This window comes from Marinibaculum pumilum, from assembly GCF_042646425.1.
Classification (GTDB): Bacteria; Pseudomonadota; Alphaproteobacteria; order Ferrovibrionales; family Ferrovibrionaceae; genus Marinibaculum; species Marinibaculum pumilum.
On the sequence record NZ_JBHRTR010000029.1, the window covers coordinates 68,887 to 88,130 of the forward strand.

Here is a 19,244-nt window from a genome sequence, read left to right on the forward strand (position 1 = left end):
TCCGGAAGGCGAGGGCATGCGCCCGCTCGCGGGCGGGGGGTGAACCATCTACCATAACGGGCTTGCGCGCATGTCTGTAGAGCGATACGCCGGCAGGCAAGGGTTCAACGACAGCAGGGGGGAGCGGGGGCAGTGGCCGATTTCGTTCTTTACGAGCAGACGGGCGGGGTCGTCACCCTGATCCTCAACGACCCGGACACCCGCAACGCCCTTTCCACCCAGGCGCAATGGGACGCGGTGGTCGATGCCTGCCGTCGCGCCGGCGCCGATCCGGAGGTGCGGTGCGTCATCGTCACCGGCGCGGGCAAGGCGTTCTGCGCCGGCGGCAATGTGAAGCACATGAAGGAGCGCCAGGGCATCGCCGGCGGCAGCCCCTACCAGATCCGCGACGGCTATCGCGGCGGCATCCAGCGCATCCCGCTGGCCCTCTACGACCTGGACGTCCCCACCATCGCCGCGGTCAACGGCCCGGCGATCGGCGCCGGCTGCGACCTGGCCTGCATGTGCGACATCCGCATCGCCGCCGACAGCGCGAAGTTCGCGGAAAGCTTCGTGAAGCTGGGCATCATCCCCGGCGATGGCGGCGCCTGGCTGCTGCCGCGGGTGGTCGGCATGTCGAAGGCGGCGGAGCTGACCTTCACCGGCGACATGCTGGACGCAAACGAGGCGCTTTCCTGCGGCCTGGTGTCGAAGGTGGTCCCGGCCGCCGAGCTGATGTCGGCGGCACAGGACCTGGCCGGCCGCATCGCCGCCAATCCGGGCCATGCCCTGCGGATGTCCAAGCGGCTGCTGCGCGAGGGCCAGCATGTCCGGCTGGACACCCTGCTGGAGATGTCGGCGGCCTTCCAGGCCCTGGCCCATGCCACCGAGGACCATGCCGAGGCGGTCGACGCCTTCCTGGAGAAACGCGCACCCGCCTTCAAGGGGCGCTGAGCGCGATGGCTGCCGGCGGCACCGGCGACACGCCGTTCCGGCGCGCCTGGCCGTTCATCCTGCTGGTCGGCGCGCCCGCGGTCTGGGCTTTGTTCTATTCCGCGTCGAAAGTGGCGGCGGAGGCGGGCATCCCCTCCTTCGTCTTCTCGTTCTGGCAGAGCCTCGGCGGCGGGCTGCTGCTGCTGGCGATCTGCCTGGGCCTGCGGATCCCGCCGGGCACCGGCTGGCGCCACCTGCGGGCCTATGCGGTGATCGGTGCCCTGGCGGTCGGCTTTCCGCTGACCCTGCTGAACTTCGTCGCGCCGCACCTGAATGCCGGGCTGATGACCCTGGTGCTCTCCTTCGCGCCGGCGCTGACCTACCTTTTCGGCGTGATCGCCCGGCTGGAACGGATCTACCTGTTCGGGGTGCTGGGCATCCTGCTGGGCTTCGCCGGTGTCAGCCTGGTGCTGGTGCCGGAGACCGCCCTGCCCGACCCCGACATGGCGGGCTGGTTCCTGCTGGCGCTGGGCACGCCCTGCTTCTTCGCCCTGGCCAGCATCGCCGCCGCCATCCTGCAGCCGCCGGCGGAACCCAGCCCGACCAGCGCCGGCGGCACCCTGCTGGGGTCCACCGTCGTGATGCTGGTCTTCGTCCTGGCCACCGGCCGCACGCCCGACCTGCTGCCCGCCTGGACGGTGGCGCCCTGGGCACTGCTGGCCGCCGCGGTGCTGACCGCCTTCTTCATCAGCGTCTTCCTGGAACTGGTGCGGCTGAAGGGGCCGGTCTTCTTCTCGCAGGCGAACTATCTGATCACCCTCTACGGCTTCTTCTGGGGCTGGGTGATCTGGGGCGAGGCGGTAAGCTGGTGGATCTGGCTCGCCTTCGCCCTGGTGGTGGCGGGCATCATCCTCGCCAGCTTCCGCCGGCCGCTGGACAAGGCCGTGCGGGGCTGAGCGCAGGGCGCAACCCGCGCCCCGGCCTGCAACTGCCAGGATTCGTTCGGTTGAAGCCAAGTCGGCCGGGAAAATTGCCGCCTGCGCCCCCTCGCTTCCCCTTGGGCGGCGGCTGCAACAATCGTATGCTGTATCGGTCGGATAACGTGCCCGGCCCCACCCGCCCCGGTCGACCCCCTGGTCGCCCCCGGGCCGGCCCGTGGGCCCGTCGCAACCGGCCCGTGCCGTGGCGCATGCGCGCATGACCGGCCGGACCGGCCATCAAGCAGAGGACCCAGTCATGAACTACGCCCCGAATTCCGCGGCCGCCCGGGACATTGCCAATGTGCTGCACCCCTACACCAACCTGCGCAAGCATGAGGAAAAGGGGCCGCTGATCATCACCAAGGGCCAGGGCGTGCATGTCTGGGACGACCAGGGCAACCGCTATATCGAGGGGATGGCCGGCCTGTGGTGCGCCTCGCTCGGCTGGAACGAGGAGGAGCTGATCGAGGCGGCCGTGAAGCAGATGCGCGAGCTGCCCTACTATCACGGCTTCACCCACAAATCCTCGATGCCCAGCATCGACCTGGCGGAAAAGCTGAAGAGCATCGCGCCGGCCGATTTCTCGAAGGTGTTCTTCGTCAATTCCGGCTCGGAGGCCAACGACACCCAGGTCAAGCTGGTCCGCTACTACAACAACGCCGTCGGCCGGCCGGAGAAGAAGAAGATCATCGGCCGCATCAAGGGCTATCACGGGGTCACCGTGGCGGCCGCCAGCCTCACCGGCATCCCGCTCAACCACAAGAGCTTCGACCTGCCGATCGAAGGCGTGCGCCACACCGACTGCCCGCACCACTACCGCTATGCCGAGCCGGGCGAGAGCGAGGAGGAATTCTCCACCCGCCTGGCGAAGAACCTGGAAGAGCTGATCATCAAGGAGGGGCCGGAGACGGTCGCCGCCTTCATCGCCGAACCGGTGATGGGCGCCGGCGGCGTGATCGTGCCGCCGGAGGGCTATTTCGAGAAGATCCAGGCGGTGCTGACGAAGTACGACGTCTGGATGATCGCCGACGAGGTGATCACCGGCTTCATGCGGACCGGCAACATGTGGGGCAGCCAGACCTTCGGCATCCGCCCCAACACCCTGTCCTGCGCCAAGCAGCTGTCGTCGGCCTACCTGCCGATCGCCGCGGTGATGGTCGACGACCCGATCTACCAGGCGATCGCGGACGAGAGCAAAAGCATCGGCGCCTTCGGCCACGGCTATACCTATTCCGGCCATCCGGTCTCGGCCGCCGTGGCGCTACGCACCCTGCAGCTCTACGAGGAGCGCAACACCCTGGCGCATGTCCAGGCGATCTATCCGGCGTTCCAGAAGCGGCTGAAGGCCCTGGCCGACCATCCGCTGGTGGGCGAGGCGCGGGGCGTCGGCCTGGTCGGCGCGGTGGAACTGGTCGCCGACAAACCGTCGAAGCGGGAGTTCGCAGCCACCGACGGGGTCGCCGCCCAGTGCGTGGAGTTCGCGCAAGCGCATGGCGTGATCCTGCGCGCGATCGGCGCCGGCGCGGTCACCATCTGCCCGCCGCTGATGATCGAGGAAGGGCAGATCCATGAGATCTTCGACGCGCTGGAGAAGGCGCTCGACGATACCGACGGCTGGGTGAACAAGAAGGGCCTGCGCCAGGTCGCGGCCTGATCGTAACCCAGCAACGTTCGACCGGAAGGAGGCAGCCATGAGCCAGGCACAGACCCTGACCGCGGTGCAGAGCAATCCCTTCGCCAAGGGATGCGCATGGCAGGACGGGGACTATGTCCCGATCGCCGAGGCGAAAATCTCGGTGCTCGACTGGGGCTTCACCAAGTCCGACGTCACCTATGACGTGGTGCATGTCTGGGACGGCGCCTTCTTCCGGCTGGACGACCATCTGGACCGCTTCCTGCGCTCGGTCGACGCGTTGCGGATGACCCTGCCGGTGGACCGGGCCGGGCTGGCGGCGATCCTGCACGGCTGCGTCGCCCGTTCCGGCCTGCGGGAAAGCTATGTCGCCATGGTCTGCACCCGCGGCCTGGCGAAGCCCGGCCTGCCGCGCCATCCGGCGAACTGCGAGAACCGGCTGATCGCCTATGCGATCCCCTGGGTCTGGGTGATGGACGAGGAGATGCAGGCGCGCGGCGCGCATCTGGTGATCTCCTCGGTGCCGCGGATCGCACCGGAATCGGTCGATCCGACGGTGAAGAACTACCATTGGGGCGACATGATCCGCGCCCAGTTCGAGGCGACGGACAGGGGCGCCGACAATGCCGTCCTGCTGGGCCCCGACGGCACCGTCGCGGAAGGCCCCGGCTTCAACATCTTCGCCCTGATCGACGGCAAGATGGTCTGCCCCGACCATGGCGCGCTGGAAGGCGTGACCCGGCAGTCGGTGCTGGACCTCTGCGCGGAGATCGGCGTGCCGACGGAGGTCCGGCCGCTGCATCCCGACGAACTGCTGGAGGCGGACGAGGTGCTGACCTGCACCACCGCCGGCGGCGTGATGCCGGTCTCCCGGGTCAACGAGCGGATCTACCACAACGACCGCCCCGGCCCGGTCAGCGCGAAGCTGCGCGAACTCTACTGGAAGAAGCACAAGGAAGGCTGGCACGCCACGCCGGTCGACTACGGCGACAATTAGGGGCGGTTCCCCCTCCAGTCGCGCCTCAACCGGTGTCGTCGTCCTCGGGCCCGACCCGAGGATCTTGGCAGGACGGCACGGCCGCATATATGGGGCGCTCCGCCGCCCGGTCCTCGGGTCAAGCCCTATGGGATTTCACACATCTTCTCGCCGCGGCTCCCCGCTGCCGTCGTCCTCGGGCTCGACCCGAGGATCGTGGCAGGACGGTGATGCTGCGCAGCGCCCCTGTCTCGTCGCGCCCCTCGGGTCAAGCCCGAGGGCGACGGCACCTGGAGTGGAAAGCGGCGCCGATTTGGCCCGCTGGCGAGATGTGTGAGTCCCGTAGGGTCAAACCCGAGGAGGACGGCAGACTGTTTCGACTGCTTGGCCCGCCTCAACGACCCTGCCAGGTCGCCGTGTCCACCACCTCGCCATAGGCGAAGCCCAGGGCCGCCATGATCGCGGCATGGACCTGGGCAGCCGGCACCTTGGCGGCGCCGAATTCCACATCGGGGCAGGCGCAGGCGTCGTGGATCGTCGTGGTGCCGTAGCCCAGATCGGCGGCGGCACGAACGGTCGCATCGACGCACATCTGGCTCATCGCACCGACGACCACCACGTCCTCGATCCCCTTCTCCTGCAGCAGGTCGTGCAGGCCGGTTTCCCGGAAGGAATTCGGGAAGTTCTTGGTGATCACGGCCTCGCCAGGTGCGGGCGCCACCAGATCGTTGATCTCCGCGCCGGTGCTGCCGGGCTCGAAGATCGGTCCGCCCGGCCGTTCGTGGCGGATGTTCACGATCAGATCCCCCTTGTCGCGGGCCGTGGCGATCACCTTCGCAGCGTTGGCTGCCGCCCCCTCGATGCCGACGAGCGGCAGCTTGCCGGCGGGGAAATACTCGTTCTGAAGATCGACGACGAGGATCGCGCGCTTGCTCATGTCCGGATGTCCTGTCTGGTGATGGGTCGTGAAGGGCGACTCTCGCCGGAACCGGCTTGCGCCGCCATTGGCGTGACCGACATTATGCGAGGCGATACCGACACCCCTATGCCAAAGGAAGAGCCAGGGATGCAGATCGGGCTGGTACGCCATCCGGGCGCGCAGCTGTCGGCCGTCCTTGGCCTGGCCGACCTGTTCGGCATCGCCAACGACGTCGCCCGGCGACGGTCCGAGGCACCGCAGCTGCTGGACGTCTGCGAATGCCCCTGCGGGCCGGATGCCGCACCGGATGGCGGCGAATGCGACGTCCTGATCCTGCCGCCCGCGCTGGGGACACCGATGGCCCCGACGGCGGCGCGCCCCCTGGCCGCCTGGCTGCTGGCCTGCCACGGCCGCGGCAGCATCCTCGCCTCGGTCTGCGCCGGCACCTTCGTCCTGGCGGAAACCGGACTGCTGGACGGCCGGGCGGCAACCACCCACTGGGCCTATGCGGAGCTGTTCCGGGACCGCTTCCCGGCGGTCGCGCTGGACACCGACCGGCTGATCATCGACGACGGCGACATCCTCACCGCCGGCGGGCTGATGTCCTGGACCGACCTGGGCCTGAAGCTGGTGGACCGGCTGCTCGGCCCGTCGGTGATGCTGGAGACCGCGCAGATCCTGCTGCTGGACCCGCCCGGCCGGGAACAGCGCTTCTACAGCACCTTCTCGCCGCGGCTGAACCATGGCGATGCCGCCATCCTTTCGGTGCAGCACTGGCTGCAGGCGACCGGCGGCCGGGAGGCGGGGTTGTCCGACCTGGCACAGCGGGCCGGGCTGGAAGAACGGACCTTCCTGCGCCGCTTCCAGAAGGCGACGGGCCTGACCTCCACGGACTATGCCCAGCGCCTGCGCGTCGGCCGCGCCCGCGAGCTGCTGCAGTTCGGGTCCCGGCCGGTGGAAAGCATCGCGTGGGAGGTGGGCTATCGAGACCCGGCCGCCTTCCGGAAGGTGTTCCAGCGCATCGTCGGCCTGACGCCGGGCGAGTATCGCCAGCGCTTCCGCGCGTGACCGTCAGCGCGCGTTTGCGGAACGACTACTTTTCAGCGAACTTAACGACAGGATGGACAGCGATTCTGAAGCAGGAGCCCCGCGGACCGGGCCGTTCGGCACGGAGATCGAGAAATCTCCGGACGGACTTCCCGACTGTTTCCTGATCACCTTCGTCGGCGAGATCGTCGTTTCGGCTTTTCCGATGCTCTTCGACCGGCTGCGGACCGAGATATCCGGGTCGGAACTGAACATCATCTCCGACTATGGCGCGGCGACCCTGTTCGCCAACCATATCGATCTGCTGGCGGCCTATCGCCACTTTCACGAGAACGGCATCCGCCTGTTCCGCTCCGTCGTGATCGATGCCGACCGCGGCCGGCCGCTGTTCCAGAGCTATGCCACCGCGGTCGCACAGAGCGTCGGGCTGCAGGCCGATTTCCGGCATGTCCGCTCCCGGGCCGAGGCGATCGAGACCATGCGTTCGATGCTGGCCGCGCCGGCCTCCGCACCGCAGCAGGTGCCCGGAAAAAGGCCGCCCGGCGCAGCGCTCGACCAGAGGGAACTGGCCCAGAGGCTGGGCCGGCGGATGGATGCGATCTCGACCTCGTCGGACGTGGAATTCGAGCCCGGCGCCATCCCGAACAGCTTCATGATCCATATGAACCGAAGCTCCACGGCGGCGGAGATCCACCGCATCTTTGTCGCCCTGCGTCCCCATATCGCCAGCGACACCCTGAGCATCGTCTGCGACGAGCGGGCCGCGGCACCGGAGGTGCCGACGCAGGCGATCGGCGGGCTCTACGAGGAACTGCGGGCGATGGGGATCCGGCGCTACAACCTGGTCGTGGTGAGCGACCTCCCCCAGCGGCATGAGATCCTCCAGAGTTCGCAGGAGGTTGCCCGCAACAAGGGAATCGATGCGCGGTTCGCGCTGGAGCATTTCGCGGACCGTGCCGTCGCGCGCCTGCGCCATCTGACCGTCGACGGGGAACCGTCCCAGACCTGACGCCTCTTCTGCCAGCTCCCCGTGCCACCCCCCTTTGCCGGACCTGGGCCCGGAAACCGTCAGCGCCAGCCCGGCTTCCGCTTTTCCAGGAAGGCGGCGATCCCCTCGCGGAAGTTGGGATGGCCGGCCAGCGCCTCGGCCTGCGCCTTCTCCACCGCCAGGCCGTCGGCGAAGGCCATCGCCCCGCCGTCGATCAGGCAGCGGCGGATCGCGGCAAGGGCATTCGCCGGCTTGGAAGCGAGGCCAGTCGCATAGGCCTGCACCCTGTCCACCAGCGTCTCCGGCGCCACCAGTTCGTCGACCAGGCCGATCGCCAGGGCCTGTTCGGCATCGATCAGGGTACCGTCGTAGAGGATCCGGAAGGCCGCGCCGCGCCCGACCAGGCGCACCAGCCCCTGGGTGCCGCCGACGGGCGGGATGAAGGCGATATTGACCTCCGGCTGGCCGAACCTGGCATCGCTGGCCGCAAAGCGCAGGTCGGCATGCAGCACCATCTCCAGCCCGCCGCCGACCGCGGTGCCGTTGATCGCGGCGAGCACCGGCTTGTCCGCCGCGCGCACTGCCAGCGCCAGGCGCTGCGCCATGGCGATCCAGCGACGCACGCCGTCATCGTCGGTATCGCGGAAGGTCTGGATGTCCGCCCCGGCGCTGAAATAGCGCTCCAGGGCGCTGGCGATCACGACGACACGCACCTCCGGCCGCCCCACCAGGTCGACGAAGCCGTCATGCATCTCGCCCATCATCGCCCAGTCGACGGCATTCACCGGCGTCCGGTTGAAGCGCAGCCACCCGACGCCCTGGCGGACCTCCAGGTCGATCGATCGATAGGCCATCGGCTTCCTCCCATTGCCGTTGCGCGATGACTTGATCTGCCTCAAGGCCGGTCGCCGCAAGGGCTGTCATCCTGCCGTCATCGGGAATCCAGCAGGAGCAAGCCGTGATGCGCACCGACCTTGCGGCCCGCTATGGCGACGAGCGGCTGCCGCGCTATACCAGCTATCCGACCGCGCCGCATTTCAGCGCCGCGATCGGCTACCGCGACTATGCCGAATGGCTGGAGGAACTGGAGGAGGGGCTGACAGGCTCGCTCTACTTCCACGTGCCGTTCTGCCGGGCGATGTGCTGGTATTGCGGCTGCAACACCACGGTGGCCCGACGCGACGGGCCGGTGCTGGACTTCCTGTACCAGCTGCGCGGCGAGGTCGCGCTGATTGCCGACCGCCTGCCCCGCCGGCTCGCGGTACAGCATGTGCATTTCGGCGGCGGCACGCCGACGATCCTGCCCGCGGACGAGTTCAAGTGGTTCGTCGATCTGCTGCGCACCCGTTTCGATCTGGCGGACAAGGCCGAGATCGCCATTGAGATCGATCCCCGCAGCCTTTCAAAGGAGATGGCGGGCGTGCTGGGCGCTGCTGGCGTCACGCGCGCCAGCCTGGGCGTGCAATGCTTCGATCCTGCGGTCCAGGCCGCGATCAACCGGCGGCAGAGCGTGGCGCAGACCGTCATCGCGGCTGATCGGCTGTGGGCCGCCGGCGTGACCGCGCTCAATGTCGACCTGCTCTACGGGCTGCCGCAACAGACCGTTGCCGCCTGCGTCGAGACGGTCCGTGCCTGCCTGCCGCTGCAACCCAGCCGTTTCTCCGTCTTCGGCTATGCCCATGTGCCGGGCTTCAAGAAACACCAGCAGAAGATCCGGAGCGCGGACCTGCCCGACGGCCCGGTCCGCCATGCCCAGGCCGAGGCGATCGCCGCGGTGCTGCAGGAGGCCGGGTATCGCCGCATCGGCATGGATCATTTCGCCCTGCCCGCCGACCCGATGGCGCGCGCCCACGAGGCCGGCCTGCTGCGGCGCAACTTCCAGGGCTATACCACCGACGATGCCGACGCCCTGCTGGGCTTCGGGCCCTCGGCGATCGGCCGCCTGCCGCAGGGCTATGTGCAGAACGACCCGGTCCGCGGCCGCTATGCCCGGCGCATCGGCGCCGGCCTGCCGGCCACCGCCCGCGGCATCCGGATCAGCCGCGAGGATCGCTGCCGCGCGGTGGTGATCGAGCGGCTGATGTGCGATTTCGAGGTCGACCTGGGTCAGGTCTGCCGGGCCCATGGCACCCGGGCCGACACCCTGCTGCGCGCGGCCGACCGCCTGCCCGCCCTGCAGGCCGACGGCGTGGTGCGTCTGCAGGGCGACCGCATCAGCATCCCGCCGGAGGCCCGTTTCCTGGTGCGCAATGTCGCCGCGGCCTTCGACAGCCACCTGGCCGCCGCCGCCGGCCGCCACAGCCGGGCGGTGTGAGCCGTATCAGCCTGACGCCGCCGGCCGGCACCAGGTCTCCCGCACCGTCAGGACCAGCAGGAAGGCCGCCACGGCGCTGACGGGGAAGGCGATGAAGGCCTCCCGGAACATGGCTGCCGTGAACACCGGCGCGCCTACCCCCGCCGGCACCTGGAGATCCAGCAGGAAGCCGATCAGCGGCTGCATCAGGGCGCCCGACCCCACCGTCGCCATGTTCACCACCCCGTTGCAGGCGCCGGCATAGTCCGGGGTCAGCTGCTCCGTCGCCAGGGCGTAGCACAGCACCGACACGCCGCAGGCGAAGCCGGCGACCGCGATCAGCACCGCGGCCAGAAGGTGCGACATGCCCGGCAGCAGGAGCAGCCCCAGGGCGGCCGCGAAGACGATGGTGGCGGTATAGAGCGGCAGCTTGCGCCGGCCGATCCGGTCGGAGATGGCGCCCCCCACCAGACCGCCGGCGGCGACACCGAGCAGCATCAGCGAGGCGGTGCCCGCCGCCGCGCTGCGGCTGAGGCCGTATTCGGCCTCCAGATAGGGCACGCCCCAGAGCCCGGCGAAGGCCAGCATCGGCCCCGCCATCGCGCCGGCCACCGCAGCGGACAGCCAGACCTGGCCGCTGCGCGCGACATGCAGCAGGGCCGGGCCCAGCGGCACGGTCTGCCGGCCGCGCCCGGTGCTGGCGGCATCCGCCGGCCGGTCGCGCACCACCAGCCAGACCAGGGCGGCGATCAGCACGGCGGCGACGCCCGCGCCCAGCAGCGCCTCCCGCCAGGTGATGAACTGCAGCAGATAGGCCAGCGGCGCCTGGCCGCCCATGCCGCCGGCCATGCCGAACAGCATCAGCCCGCCGGAGAGGGAGGCGAAATAGTTCGCCGGGAACCAGACGGTGACCAGCTTCAGGGTGGAGACGAAGGCGACGGAGCAGCCGATGCCGACCAGGGCGCGGCCCAGATAGGCCTCCTCCACCGCTTCCGCCATGCCCAGCAGGACGGAGCCGCCGGCGGCGATCACCAGCGCCACCGTCAGGATCAGCCGCGCGCCCAGCCGGTCGGTCAGAACGCCGATCGGGATCTGCAGCGCCGCATAGGTGTAGAAGTAGATCGCCGACAGGTTGCCCAGCAGCGCGCCGCCGACCGCGAAGGCGGTCATCAGGTCCTCGACGATGACCGACGGCAGGACCCGCTGGAAGAAGGCATAGGCGAAGGCGCTGGTGCACAGGAAATAGGTCGCCCAGGCGCGCAGCGGAATCGGCGGCCGGGGACTTCCCTCCGCCGCGTCCGAAGGCCGTCCTGCGGGCGCGCCGCCGGTGGTCACGCCGCCGCCGCGCCGGGATCGGCCGGGTCGGCGCGCCGCGCCACCTCTTCGGTCCAGATGCCCTGCAGTGCCCGGCCCAGGACGCGGGCGGCATGGGCCGGATCGGCCATCCGTGCGGTACGGGCACGCTCCGCCCGGGCCGCCCGCTGCCCGGCGGCGGCGCGGGCCTGGCCGGCCATCGCCACCGCAATGTCGACGAACTGCTCCGGGGTTTCCGCCACCCAGTCGACCCGCCCCAGCGCGGTCAGCACAGCGGCGGCCATGCGGCCGGAATAGCGCGTCCCCCGCAGGCTCACCATCGGCACGCCCTGCGCCGCCGCCTGCCAGGTCGTGAAGTTCGCGGTGAAGGGCTGCGTGTCCAGCACGACATCGACATCGTTGATCGCTAGCGGCAGGGTGTTGGGCTCCAGCGCCCGCAGTTCCACCCGGTCCGGCCCGATCCCGGCATCGCGGAACAGGCGGGCGACATGCTGCGCCTGGTCGCCGGACATCGTCTCCATCGCATAGAGGAAGCGGCTGCCCGGCACGCCCCGCATCGCCGCCGCCCAGAGCGACAGGGTCGCGCCGTTCAGCTTGAACGGCGAGGCCACGGTGCCGAAGGTGATCGGCGCATCTGCCGCGGGATGGCCCGGCGGCGGCGGCTTCTGCAGGTGGTTGCAGGGCAGCACCGGCTCCGACATGCGCCAGACCCGGACCTCCTCGGCCCGTTCCGCGCCCACCGGCATCGTCACCCAATCGGCCAGCAGCCAGTCGATCAGCGCGCCGCTGGCCGGGTAGAGCCGGTTGCTCCAGCCGACAGAGACGGGCGCCGGCCGGTGCAGCGCGATGCCGTTGCGCTGCCCCCAGCCCTGGCCGCCCAGGTCGACCAGGATGTCGACCCCGTCAGCCCGGATCCGCTCCGCCGCGGCGCGGTCGTCCAGGCCGGACAGGTCGCGGTACAGGTCGAAGCGCGGCATGCTCTGCAGCTGCGGGACGGGCTTGCGCGCCGCGCCATAGCCGATCACCCGGAAGCCGGCCCGGTCGAGCAGGCCGACCGGCAGGTAGTCGATCGGCGCCCCGAAATAGGCGCAGAGGAAGCCGATTGTCAGGCGCTCCCGCACCGCCGGTGCCGGCGGTGGCGGCAACAGGTCCCCAGCCCGGCTGCGCAGCACGGTCGCCCAGTCGCGCGACAGCTGCAGCAGCGCCGCATTGTCCATCGCCGGGTCGAAGGGCGCCACATAGGCCTGCATCTCCAGGGCGGGAAAGCGGATTTCGGCCACCGGACCGGCCGCCACCAGGTCCCGCAGCACCCGGTTGCAGGTCACGAAATCCTTCAGGTTGAAGCAGGCGCGGGCGAGATTCAGCCGCGACCAATGGTCCTGCGGATCGGCCTGTACCGCATCGCGGAAGGCCACGATCGCCTCCACCCAGCGGCCCGCCTGGAAGGCCGCGACGCCTGCCTCGCTCATGCCTTCCCCCTGCTAGATGCCGTTCTGCGGCGCCGGCGCTGCCGGCGCGTCGGTGGGTACGCAGCGCAGTTCGATGCTGGTCCGGGGCTGCTGCATCCCGGGCGCCATGCCGCTGCGGTGAATGGTATAGCCGTCGAACACCAGCACGTCGCCGACCTGCAGCTGCGGCCGCCAGAGCGGCCGGCCGCCGGCGGCCCGCGCCACCGCCGCGTCGTCCAGGGCGACGGCGCTGTCATGGGCGACGCCGGGACCGCGGTCGACATAGGGCTGGAAGACCGGGGAATCGCCCAGATAGTCGCCGATGCTGGCGCCGGCCAGCCGGTCCAGCCGTACCGGCAGGATGTCCAGCCCCGGCCGGCTGCCGTCGCAGGGCTGCAGCGGCACCCAGATCGTCGCCATCCGCCCGGTATAGGGCTTCAGGAACTGCAGGTCCTGATGGAAGGAGGAACTGGCCTCCGGCCGGGCGGGATAGATCCGCCGCACGATGTTGTTGCGGAAGCCGAATCCGCCGCCCCCCAGGAAGGCGGTGACCGCTGGCAGGATGCCCGGATGCAGCGCCTTGAGGATCTCCATCTCCGGATCGACCGCCGCCAGGTTGAGGGCGCCGTGAAAGAGGAACTCGCCCGCGCCGCGGGCCTGCAGTTCCGCCTTCGACAGCCCTTCCAGCATGGCGAAGACCTGCTGTGCGCGGGCCAGGATCGCCTGCAGGCCGGCCGGCTCGGCCGCCCCGCGCAACAGCACGATCCCCAGCCGTTCGAGATCGCCTTCGCGCACGGTCCCGCCGCCCGCCGACGGGGCGGACGGCGCCGCGCCCTCCGAGACCGCATTGCCGCTCACGCCTTCGCCTCCCCCGCGGCGGGATCAAGTCCCGGCGGCGGCACCGAGAGGCGGAGTTCCACGCTGATCCGGGCATGCGCCATGTCCGGCCGCAGGGCGCTGCGATGCACCGTCAGCCCGTCGAAGACCAGGACGTCGCCGCACGCCAGATGCGGCTCCCACAGCTCCACCCCGGGCGCCAGCGCGGCGACCGCTTCCTCGTCCAGGGCGATCGGCAGGTCGAAGGCCTCGCCCGGCCCGCCCTCGGCATAGTCGGTGAAGGCCGGGTCGTCCTTCTGGCGCTGCGTGCGGCTGGGTCCGGCCAATGCGCTCAGCCGCCGCGGCAAAACCTGCAGGCCCGGCCGGCTGCCGTCCAGCGGGTCCAGCGGGATCCAGACCGTCGCCATCGGCAGGTCGTGCGGCCACAGGAACTGCAGGTCCTGGTGGAAGGAGGCACGGGTCTCCGTCCGCTGCGGCTGCATGCGGCGGACGATGCAGTTCCGCAGCGCCGCCTTCTCGCTGCCCAGCAGGGCGGTGACCAGCGGCACCAGGCCCGGATGCAGGGCGTTGAGGATGTCGAAGCCGGCATCGATGCGGCGATAGGGCAGCGCGCCGTGAAAGCGGTAGTCGCCGGAGTCCAGCGCGGCAAGCTGGCTTTCCGTCAGGCTGTCGAATAGGTCGAACATCGCCACGGCCCGTTCCCGCAGCAGCAGCAGGCGGGCAGGATCGGCGACGCCATGCAGCGCCACCACCCCGTCGCGGCCGTAATCGCCGCTGACCGGGATCGGCCGCTGGAAGGGATGGGCGGGCGCTGCCGCCTGTTCGGGCGCCTGGGCCGGCACGGAATGCACTCCTCCCCCGAAGACATGGGCCCGCAGGCGATCCCGGCTGTGGCGGACCCGTTCCTGGCGACATACAGTCACCGGCACCCGGCAGGCAAGCGGCCGGCGCCCCGCCGGACGAAATGCCGCCGCAGACCAGCAATGCAGAAAGGGAGGAGCATCCGAGATGCCGCAGCCGTTCAGCCAGATCCTCTACGAGGTGGAGGATCGCATCGCCACCATCACCCTGAACCGGCCGGAGAAGCTGAACGCCTTCACCGAGACCATGCTGCAGGAGCTGATCGCGGCGTTCGACGCGGCGGATGCGGACGACGACGTCCGGGTGGTGATCGTGACCGGCGCCGGCCGTGCCTTCTGCGCCGGCGCCGACCTGTCCGCCGGCGGCAAGACCTTCGACATGGACGCGCGCGAGGACCGGGAAAGCCCGCAGGGCCAGCACTGGCGCGACGGCGGCGGCAAGGTCAGCTTGCGGATCTTCGAGAGCCGCAAGCCGGTGATCGCCGCGGTGAACGGCCCGGCGGTCGGGGTCGGCGTCACCATGCAGCTGCCGATGGACATCCGGCTCGCCTCCACCGAGGCGCGCTTCGGCTTCGTCTTCACCCGCCGCGGCGTGGTGCCGGAGGCCTGCTCCAGCTGGTTCCTGCCGCGGGTCGTCGGCATCTCCCGCGCCCTGGAATGGGTCTATTCCGGCAAGGTCTTTCCCGCGCAGGAGGCGCTGGAGGGCGGCCTGGTGCGCGAACTCTGCGCCCCCGACGCGCTGCTGCCCCGGGCGCGCGAGATCGCCGCCGAGATCGCGGAGAACACCGCGCCGGTCTCCGTCGCCCTGTCGCGGCAGATGCTGTGGCGGATGCTGGGCGCCGACCATCCGATGGAGGCGCACAAGATCGATTCCCGCGGCATCTTCCAGCGCGGCCGCTCCGCCGACGCCTATGAAGGCGTGCAGTCCTTCCTGGAGAAGCGCAAGCCGGAATTCACCATGAGCGCGGCCAACGACATGCCCGACTTCTTCCCCTGGTGGAAAGAACGCGAGTTCGAATAACGACCGCGCGCCGGGACGGGCCGATTCCGATGTCAGCCCACCCGGCGCCCTCGAGACCGTTCAGTCGGGGGTGAAGGTGTTCAGCCCCTCCGCCGAGCTGGCCCGCCCTGGCGCCCTCAGATAGTCGCGTTCCACCATGTCGGCGAGCAGCGCCGGGTCCTCCGGCGTGTTGGCGATGAAGCGGCGGCCGTCGGGCAGGCGGGCATAGAGGATGGCGAAGGACGGGCCCTTGCGGTCGTGGACGACGGCATAGGTCTCGATCTCCGCCGGCCCTTCGGGGGCCTCCGCGATCGCGGGGCCCGTCACCGCGTCCACCTCCGCCTGGTAACTCTTCGGATCTATCGGCGCGAAGGGCTTTTGCGGCGGCTCGGTGGAATAGATCCCGGCGGAATGCTTGGTGATGTAGTTGCCGTTGGCGGTGACCAGGCCCTTCGCGCCCGGCATCTGGCGGACCCGGTTCATCATCTCCGCGATCGAATGGGTGACGTAGTTGTTCCCCGGCCCGCCGAAATAGGGCAGGCCGCCGGTCACCGTCAGGCCGCGCGGGTCGTCGGGGTCGATGCCCATCTCCGCGCAGGCGATCTCCACCGCCGAGGGGAAGCAGGAATAGAGGTCCAGTGCCGCCATGTCGGCCATCTCCGTCCCCGCCATCGCCATCGCCTCCCGCGCCACCACGCCCATTGCGGGCGAGCGGTGAAACGCCCTGCGGTCGCTGAGATACCAGCTGTCATAGGCGTCCGCGCAGCCATGCAGGTAGACCCGGCGGTCCTGCGGCACCTCGAGCCGGTCGGCGACCGCCACAGAGGTCAGGATCAGCGCCGCCGACTGGTCGATGAAGGCATTGGCGTTCATCAGCCGGGTATAGGGCGAGACGATATAGGGATTGCCCGGTCCCGGCGTGGCGATGGTCGCGGCGTCGAAGCCATCGCGGCGGTCGGCCAGCGGGTTCGCCGCGGCGACGGCGGCGAAGCGGGCGAACAGTCGGCCCATCGCCGCCTGGTGGGTTTCCAGGTCCTCGGCCCGGGCGCCGCGGATCGCGGTCTCGATCAGCGGATAGGCGTAGATTGCGCCCGCCATGCGGTGGCGGTCCTCGACCTCGTTCCAGCCGCGGGTGGAGACGCCCCACATCTCCGGTTCGCCGCCCGGATTCTCGCTCCAGTCCAGCTGCAGGCCGGCCCGCTGCGCCGCCTTCTGGGTGGCCAGCGCCTCGCCGCCGGCGATCAGCGCGGCGCCCAGCTCGCCGCGGGTCACCATCTCCGACAGCCGGTTCAGGCACCATTGCGGCATGTTGCCCCCGGGCCAGGTGTAGATCTGCCGCCTCGCCGTATCGGCGCCCAGCCGCGCCGCCAGCGATTTCGGCGGGTTGGCATAGGAGCCGAAGGGGCAGGCGAAACGCCAGCTGGTATCGGCGAAGGAGCGGATCACCACGATGGTGTCCAGCGCCTGCAGCATCGCCGCGCCGGCGCCGGTATCGGCGGCGGCGGCACGCGCCGCCTCCGCGATCAGGTCGATCGGCGCCGAAGCCGTCGCCGGATCCGGATCGTGGCGGCTGACCTGGCCGCAGCCGACCAGCACCGGGATGCGCGCGGTGTCCATTCCTCTTTCCCCTCCCCTCGTCCTGTTCCCGTTGCCGGCTTCAGCGGCCGCCGCCGCCATAGAATCCCTTGCGATACGGCTTGCGCAGGGCCTTCTCCACCTGCTCCAGCCGGTCCTGGCCGTAGAACATGTCGCCGTCCACGAAATAGGTCGGCGCGCCGAACACGCCACGCTCCACCGCCTCGTCGGTATTGGCACGATATTTGGCCAGCACGGCATCGGTCCCGGCCGCGGCCAGCAGCGCCGCCGGGTCCAGGCCGGCGCCGCGGATCAGCGGTTCCAGGTTGCCGGGCTCGGTCAGGTCGACATCGTCGCGCCAATGCGCCTGCAGCATGGCATGGGCCAGGGCATCGACATTCCGGCCCGCCTGCAGCGCCGCGATCAGCACCGCATTGGGCAGGGTCTGGTCCTTGCGATGGCCGGCCGGGAGGGTGGCGGTGACCGGGGCGTTGCGTTCCTCCGACCAGCGCTCGATCTCGCGGCCGAAGAAATAACCGCGGCGCACCGGGCCGCGCTCCGCCATCGGCACCGCGCCGATCCGCACCATCAGCTGGTCCAGGTCCATCGGGCGGTGATGGATCCTCCGCCCGGCCGCCTGCGCGATCTCCAGGAAGCGGGCCGAACCCAGATAGGCGAAGGCGGAATGCGCGCTGTAGAAATACTCGATCTCGGCCAAGGGTCCGCCTCCCGTCAGTTCGCTTCGGCCGCCGCGTGCACCGGCCCGCCGAACGTCCGTCCCGGATAGGGCGCCTGCAGCGCCTTCTCCACCATCTCCAGCCGGTCCTGGCCGTAGAACATGTCGCCGTCCACGATGTAGGTGGGCGAGCCGAAGACCGACCTTGCCACCGCCTCTTCGATATTGGCGTCGTAGGCCGCCCGCACCGCCGCGGAGCGCGCCGCCTGCAGCAGCGGCGCCGGCGCCAGGCCGAGGGCGGCGAGCAGCGGTGCCAGGGCGTCCGGGTCCGTGATGTCGGTATCGTCGCGCCAATGCGCCTGCAGGATCGACTGCGACAGCGCGTCGACCGGGCCGCCTTCTGCCTGTACCGCGATCAGCAGGCCGTTCGGCAGAGCCATGTCGGCGTCATGGCCGGCCGGCACATGGCCACAGACCGGCGCATCCCGTTCCTGCGCCCAGCGGGCGATCTCGCGGCCGAAGAAATAGCGCATATGGCCGGGGCTGCGCCCGGCGAAGGGAGCCCCGCCGATACCGCGCAGCAGGCGGTTCAGGTCGATCGGCCGGTGCCGGACGGTACGGCCGGCCGCCGCGGCGATCCGGTGGAACCGGGCGGCGCCGATATAGGCGAAGACCGAATGCGCGCTGTAGAAATACTCGATCCCGGCCATCGACCGCGGCCTACTCGGCCGCCCGGGCCGCCGGCCGGCGCAGGCCGGCCAGGCGGGCGTCGATGATCGCCTCCGCCTCCGCCACGATCCGGTGCACCAGGTCCGCGCAGCTGGGCACGTCGTGGATCAGGCCGGTGATCTGGCCGGCGGACCAGATGCCGAAGTCGATATCGCCTTCCTCATAGACCTTCCGGCCGCGTTCCCCGGACACCAGGTGCATCAGGTCGTCGATGGTCACCTTCTCGCCGGCATCGAGCTTCGCATCCTCGATGCCGCGGATCTCCTCCGCCACCTTGTTGCGGTAGATCCGCGCGGTGTTGCGCAGGGGGCGGAAGATCAGCGAGGTGTCGCGCTCGCCGCCAGCCACCAGGGCGTCCTTGACGTTGCGGTGGATCGGCGCCTCTTCGGTCGCCATGAAGCGGGTGCCCATGTTGATGCCGTCGGCGCCCAGGGCCAGGGCTGCGACCAGACCGCGCGCATCGCCGAAGCCGCCGGAGGCGATCATCGGAATCGTCAGCTTGTCGGCCGCCGCCGGGATCAGGATCAGGCCGGGCACGTCGTCCTCGCCGGGATGGCCGGCGCATTCGAAGCCGTCGATGGAGACTGCGTCGCAGCCGATCGCCTCCGCCTTCATGGCATGACGGACGGAGGTGCATTTGTGCAGCACCTTCACCCCGTTCGCCTTGAACATCGGCAGGTAGGGTTCCGGGTTGCGGCCCGCCGTCTCGACGATTTTCACCCCCGAATCCACGATCGCTGCGGCATATTCGTCATAGGGGACCGGCTTCAGGGTCGGCAGGATCGTCAGGTTCACCCCGAACGGCCTGTCGGTCATCTCCCGGCAGCGCGCGATCTCCTTGGCCAGCGCTTCCGGCGTCGGCTGGGTCAGGCCGGTCAGGATGCCCAGCGCCCCGGCATTGGAGACCGCAGAGGCCAGTTCCGCCCGCCCGACCCACTGCATGCCACCCTGGACGATGGGATGCTCGATCCCCAGCAGTTCCGTGATCCGTGTCGCCAGCATCGCGCTCTCCCCTCCGCGTCGTCCGCCATCGGCCGGGACGCAGCTAACCGCCGCG

General features: G+C 70.1%; 18 protein-coding genes. 8 read left to right on the forward strand and 10 right to left on the reverse strand.

Annotated elements, in window-relative coordinates; genetic code table 11:
* Window positions 1–132 precede the first annotated feature (132 nt).
* The 4 genes from ACFOGJ_RS17210 (at window position 133) to ACFOGJ_RS17225 (ending at window position 4,522) form a co-directional block, all read left to right on the forward strand.
* Window positions 133–933: a crotonase/enoyl-CoA hydratase family protein gene (locus ACFOGJ_RS17210; RefSeq protein ID WP_379902701.1), complete on the forward strand. Its 801-nt coding sequence runs from the start codon at window positions 133–135 to the stop codon at window positions 931–933.
* Between the two features lie 5 nt (window positions 934–938).
* Window positions 939–1,868 (forward strand): DMT family transporter, encoded by a 930-nt coding sequence (locus tag ACFOGJ_RS17215; RefSeq protein ID WP_379902704.1) that lies wholly within the window; start codon window positions 939–941, stop codon window positions 1,866–1,868.
* 280 nt (window positions 1,869–2,148) lie between these two features.
* Window positions 2,149–3,546 carry an aspartate aminotransferase family protein gene (locus tag ACFOGJ_RS17220; RefSeq protein ID WP_379902707.1) on the forward strand — a complete coding sequence of 466 codons (1,398 nt, stop codon included), beginning with the start codon at window positions 2,149–2,151 and terminating at the stop codon, window positions 3,544–3,546.
* A gap of 37 nt (window positions 3,547–3,583) precedes the next feature.
* Entirely contained in the window at window positions 3,584–4,522 is a 939-nt protein-coding gene (locus tag ACFOGJ_RS17225; RefSeq protein ID WP_379902710.1) for an aminotransferase class IV, read from the forward strand.
* Between the two features lie 373 nt (window positions 4,523–4,895).
* On the opposite strand, the gene ACFOGJ_RS17230 is transcribed toward ACFOGJ_RS17225, so the two are convergent.
* On the reverse strand, window positions 4,896–5,438 hold the full coding sequence (locus tag ACFOGJ_RS17230; RefSeq protein ID WP_379902713.1) for a cysteine hydrolase family protein: 543 nt from the start codon (window positions 5,436–5,438) through the stop codon (window positions 4,896–4,898).
* A 129-nt stretch (window positions 5,439–5,567) separates the two neighbouring features.
* Here ACFOGJ_RS17230 and ACFOGJ_RS17235 point away from each other — a divergent pair, with 129 nt between their 5' ends.
* Both ACFOGJ_RS17235 and ACFOGJ_RS17240 read left to right on the forward strand, forming a co-directional pair.
* Window positions 5,568–6,488, forward strand: a complete 921-nt coding sequence (locus ACFOGJ_RS17235; protein WP_379902716.1) for a GlxA family transcriptional regulator — start codon at window positions 5,568–5,570, stop codon at window positions 6,486–6,488.
* A 52-nt stretch (window positions 6,489–6,540) separates the two neighbouring features.
* Window positions 6,541–7,476 carry a hypothetical protein gene (locus ACFOGJ_RS17240; RefSeq protein WP_379902719.1) on the forward strand — a complete coding sequence of 312 codons (936 nt, stop codon included), beginning with the start codon at window positions 6,541–6,543 and terminating at the stop codon, window positions 7,474–7,476.
* A gap of 59 nt (window positions 7,477–7,535) precedes the next feature.
* Here the strand turns inward: ACFOGJ_RS17240 and ACFOGJ_RS17245 are convergent, their stop codons facing one another.
* Window positions 7,536–8,309, reverse strand: a complete 774-nt coding sequence (locus tag ACFOGJ_RS17245) for an enoyl-CoA hydratase/isomerase family protein (RefSeq protein WP_379902722.1) — start codon at window positions 8,307–8,309, stop codon at window positions 7,536–7,538.
* A 107-nt stretch (window positions 8,310–8,416) separates the two neighbouring features.
* On the opposite strand from ACFOGJ_RS17245, the gene hemN reads away from it, so the two are divergent.
* Complete coding sequence (gene hemN, locus ACFOGJ_RS17250) at window positions 8,417–9,769, forward strand: oxygen-independent coproporphyrinogen III oxidase (RefSeq protein ID WP_379902724.1); 1,353 nt, start codon at window positions 8,417–8,419, stop codon at window positions 9,767–9,769.
* Between the two features lie 6 nt (window positions 9,770–9,775).
* Here the strand turns inward: hemN and ACFOGJ_RS17255 are convergent, their stop codons facing one another.
* From ACFOGJ_RS17255 to ACFOGJ_RS17270, 4 genes are read right to left on the reverse strand one after another with little or no spacing between them, the layout of a single operon-like run.
* Complete coding sequence (locus ACFOGJ_RS17255) at window positions 9,776–11,083, reverse strand: MFS transporter (protein WP_379902727.1); 1,308 nt, start codon at window positions 11,081–11,083, stop codon at window positions 9,776–9,778.
* A complete protein-coding gene (locus ACFOGJ_RS17260) occupies window positions 11,080–12,531 on the reverse strand; it encodes an O-linked N-acetylglucosamine transferase family protein (protein WP_379902729.1) in 1,452 nt (483 codons plus the stop codon). Before ACFOGJ_RS17260 ends, ACFOGJ_RS17255 begins: the two co-directional genes overlap by 4 nt.
* A 12-nt stretch (window positions 12,532–12,543) precedes the next feature.
* A complete protein-coding gene (locus tag ACFOGJ_RS17265) occupies window positions 12,544–13,368 on the reverse strand; it encodes a hypothetical protein (protein WP_379902731.1) in 825 nt (274 codons plus the stop codon).
* Window positions 13,365–14,189, reverse strand: coding sequence for a phytanoyl-CoA dioxygenase family protein (locus ACFOGJ_RS17270; protein WP_379902734.1), 825 nt, complete (start codon window positions 14,187–14,189; stop codon window positions 13,365–13,367). The genes ACFOGJ_RS17265 and ACFOGJ_RS17270 overlap by 4 nt, the downstream gene beginning before the upstream one ends.
* 166 nt (window positions 14,190–14,355) lie before the next feature.
* On the opposite strand from ACFOGJ_RS17270, the gene ACFOGJ_RS17275 reads away from it, so the two are divergent.
* Window positions 14,356–15,228, forward strand: coding sequence for a crotonase/enoyl-CoA hydratase family protein (locus ACFOGJ_RS17275; RefSeq protein WP_379902737.1), 873 nt, complete (start codon window positions 14,356–14,358; stop codon window positions 15,226–15,228).
* A gap of 60 nt (window positions 15,229–15,288) precedes the next feature.
* On the opposite strand, the gene ACFOGJ_RS17280 is transcribed toward ACFOGJ_RS17275, so the two are convergent.
* Genes ACFOGJ_RS17280 through ACFOGJ_RS17295 form a run of 4 tightly spaced genes read right to left on the reverse strand, consistent with a single transcriptional unit; the run spans window position 15,289 to window position 19,189 of the window.
* Window positions 15,289–16,824 carry an acetyl-CoA acetyltransferase gene (locus ACFOGJ_RS17280; RefSeq protein WP_379902740.1) on the reverse strand — a complete coding sequence of 512 codons (1,536 nt, stop codon included), beginning with the start codon at window positions 16,822–16,824 and terminating at the stop codon, window positions 15,289–15,291.
* 40 nt (window positions 16,825–16,864) lie between these two features.
* The gene (locus ACFOGJ_RS17285) at window positions 16,865–17,500 is read right to left on the reverse strand and encodes a 2-hydroxychromene-2-carboxylate isomerase (RefSeq protein ID WP_379902743.1); all 636 of its coding nucleotides are present in this window, start codon (window positions 17,498–17,500) and stop codon (window positions 16,865–16,867) included.
* 14 nt (window positions 17,501–17,514) lie between these two features.
* A complete protein-coding gene (locus ACFOGJ_RS17290) occupies window positions 17,515–18,168 on the reverse strand; it encodes a 2-hydroxychromene-2-carboxylate isomerase (RefSeq protein WP_379902746.1) in 654 nt (217 codons plus the stop codon).
* Between the two features lie 10 nt (window positions 18,169–18,178).
* Window positions 18,179–19,189 carry an NAD(P)H-dependent flavin oxidoreductase gene (locus ACFOGJ_RS17295; protein WP_379902748.1) on the reverse strand — a complete coding sequence of 337 codons (1,011 nt, stop codon included), beginning with the start codon at window positions 19,187–19,189 and terminating at the stop codon, window positions 18,179–18,181.
* Between the last annotated feature and the right edge of the window lie 55 nt (window positions 19,190–19,244).

Excerpts from the sequence above, each read along its gene's own strand:
- ACFOGJ_RS17275 (WP_379902737.1), top strand. The coding sequence starts at position 14,356 with ATGCCGCAGCCGTTCAGCCAGATCCTCTACGAGGTGGAGGATCGCATC.
- ACFOGJ_RS17230 (WP_379902713.1), bottom strand. The coding sequence starts at position 5,438 with ATGAGCAAGCGCGCGATCCTCGTCGTCGATCTTCAGAACGAGTATTTC.
- hemN (WP_379902724.1), top strand. The coding sequence starts at position 8,417 with ATGCGCACCGACCTTGCGGCCCGCTATGGCGACGAGCGGCTGCCGCGC.
- ACFOGJ_RS17225 (WP_379902710.1), top strand. The coding sequence starts at position 3,584 with ATGAGCCAGGCACAGACCCTGACCGCGGTGCAGAGCAATCCCTTCGCC.
- ACFOGJ_RS17295 (WP_379902748.1), bottom strand. The coding sequence starts at position 19,189 with ATGCTGGCGACACGGATCACGGAACTGCTGGGGATCGAGCATCCCATC.
- ACFOGJ_RS17280 (WP_379902740.1), bottom strand. The coding sequence starts at position 16,824 with ATGGACACCGCGCGCATCCCGGTGCTGGTCGGCTGCGGCCAGGTCAGC.
- ACFOGJ_RS17220 (WP_379902707.1), top strand. The coding sequence starts at position 2,149 with ATGAACTACGCCCCGAATTCCGCGGCCGCCCGGGACATTGCCAATGTG.
- ACFOGJ_RS17290 (WP_379902746.1), bottom strand. The coding sequence starts at position 18,168 with ATGGCCGGGATCGAGTATTTCTACAGCGCGCATTCGGTCTTCGCCTAT.
- ACFOGJ_RS17235 (WP_379902716.1), top strand. The coding sequence starts at position 5,568 with ATGCAGATCGGGCTGGTACGCCATCCGGGCGCGCAGCTGTCGGCCGTC.
- ACFOGJ_RS17260 (WP_379902729.1), bottom strand. The coding sequence starts at position 12,531 with ATGAGCGAGGCAGGCGTCGCGGCCTTCCAGGCGGGCCGCTGGGTGGAG.
- ACFOGJ_RS17215 (WP_379902704.1), top strand. The coding sequence starts at position 939 with ATGGCTGCCGGCGGCACCGGCGACACGCCGTTCCGGCGCGCCTGGCCG.
- ACFOGJ_RS17245 (WP_379902722.1), bottom strand. The coding sequence starts at position 8,309 with ATGGCCTATCGATCGATCGACCTGGAGGTCCGCCAGGGCGTCGGGTGG.
- ACFOGJ_RS17240 (WP_379902719.1), top strand. The coding sequence starts at position 6,541 with ATGGACAGCGATTCTGAAGCAGGAGCCCCGCGGACCGGGCCGTTCGGC.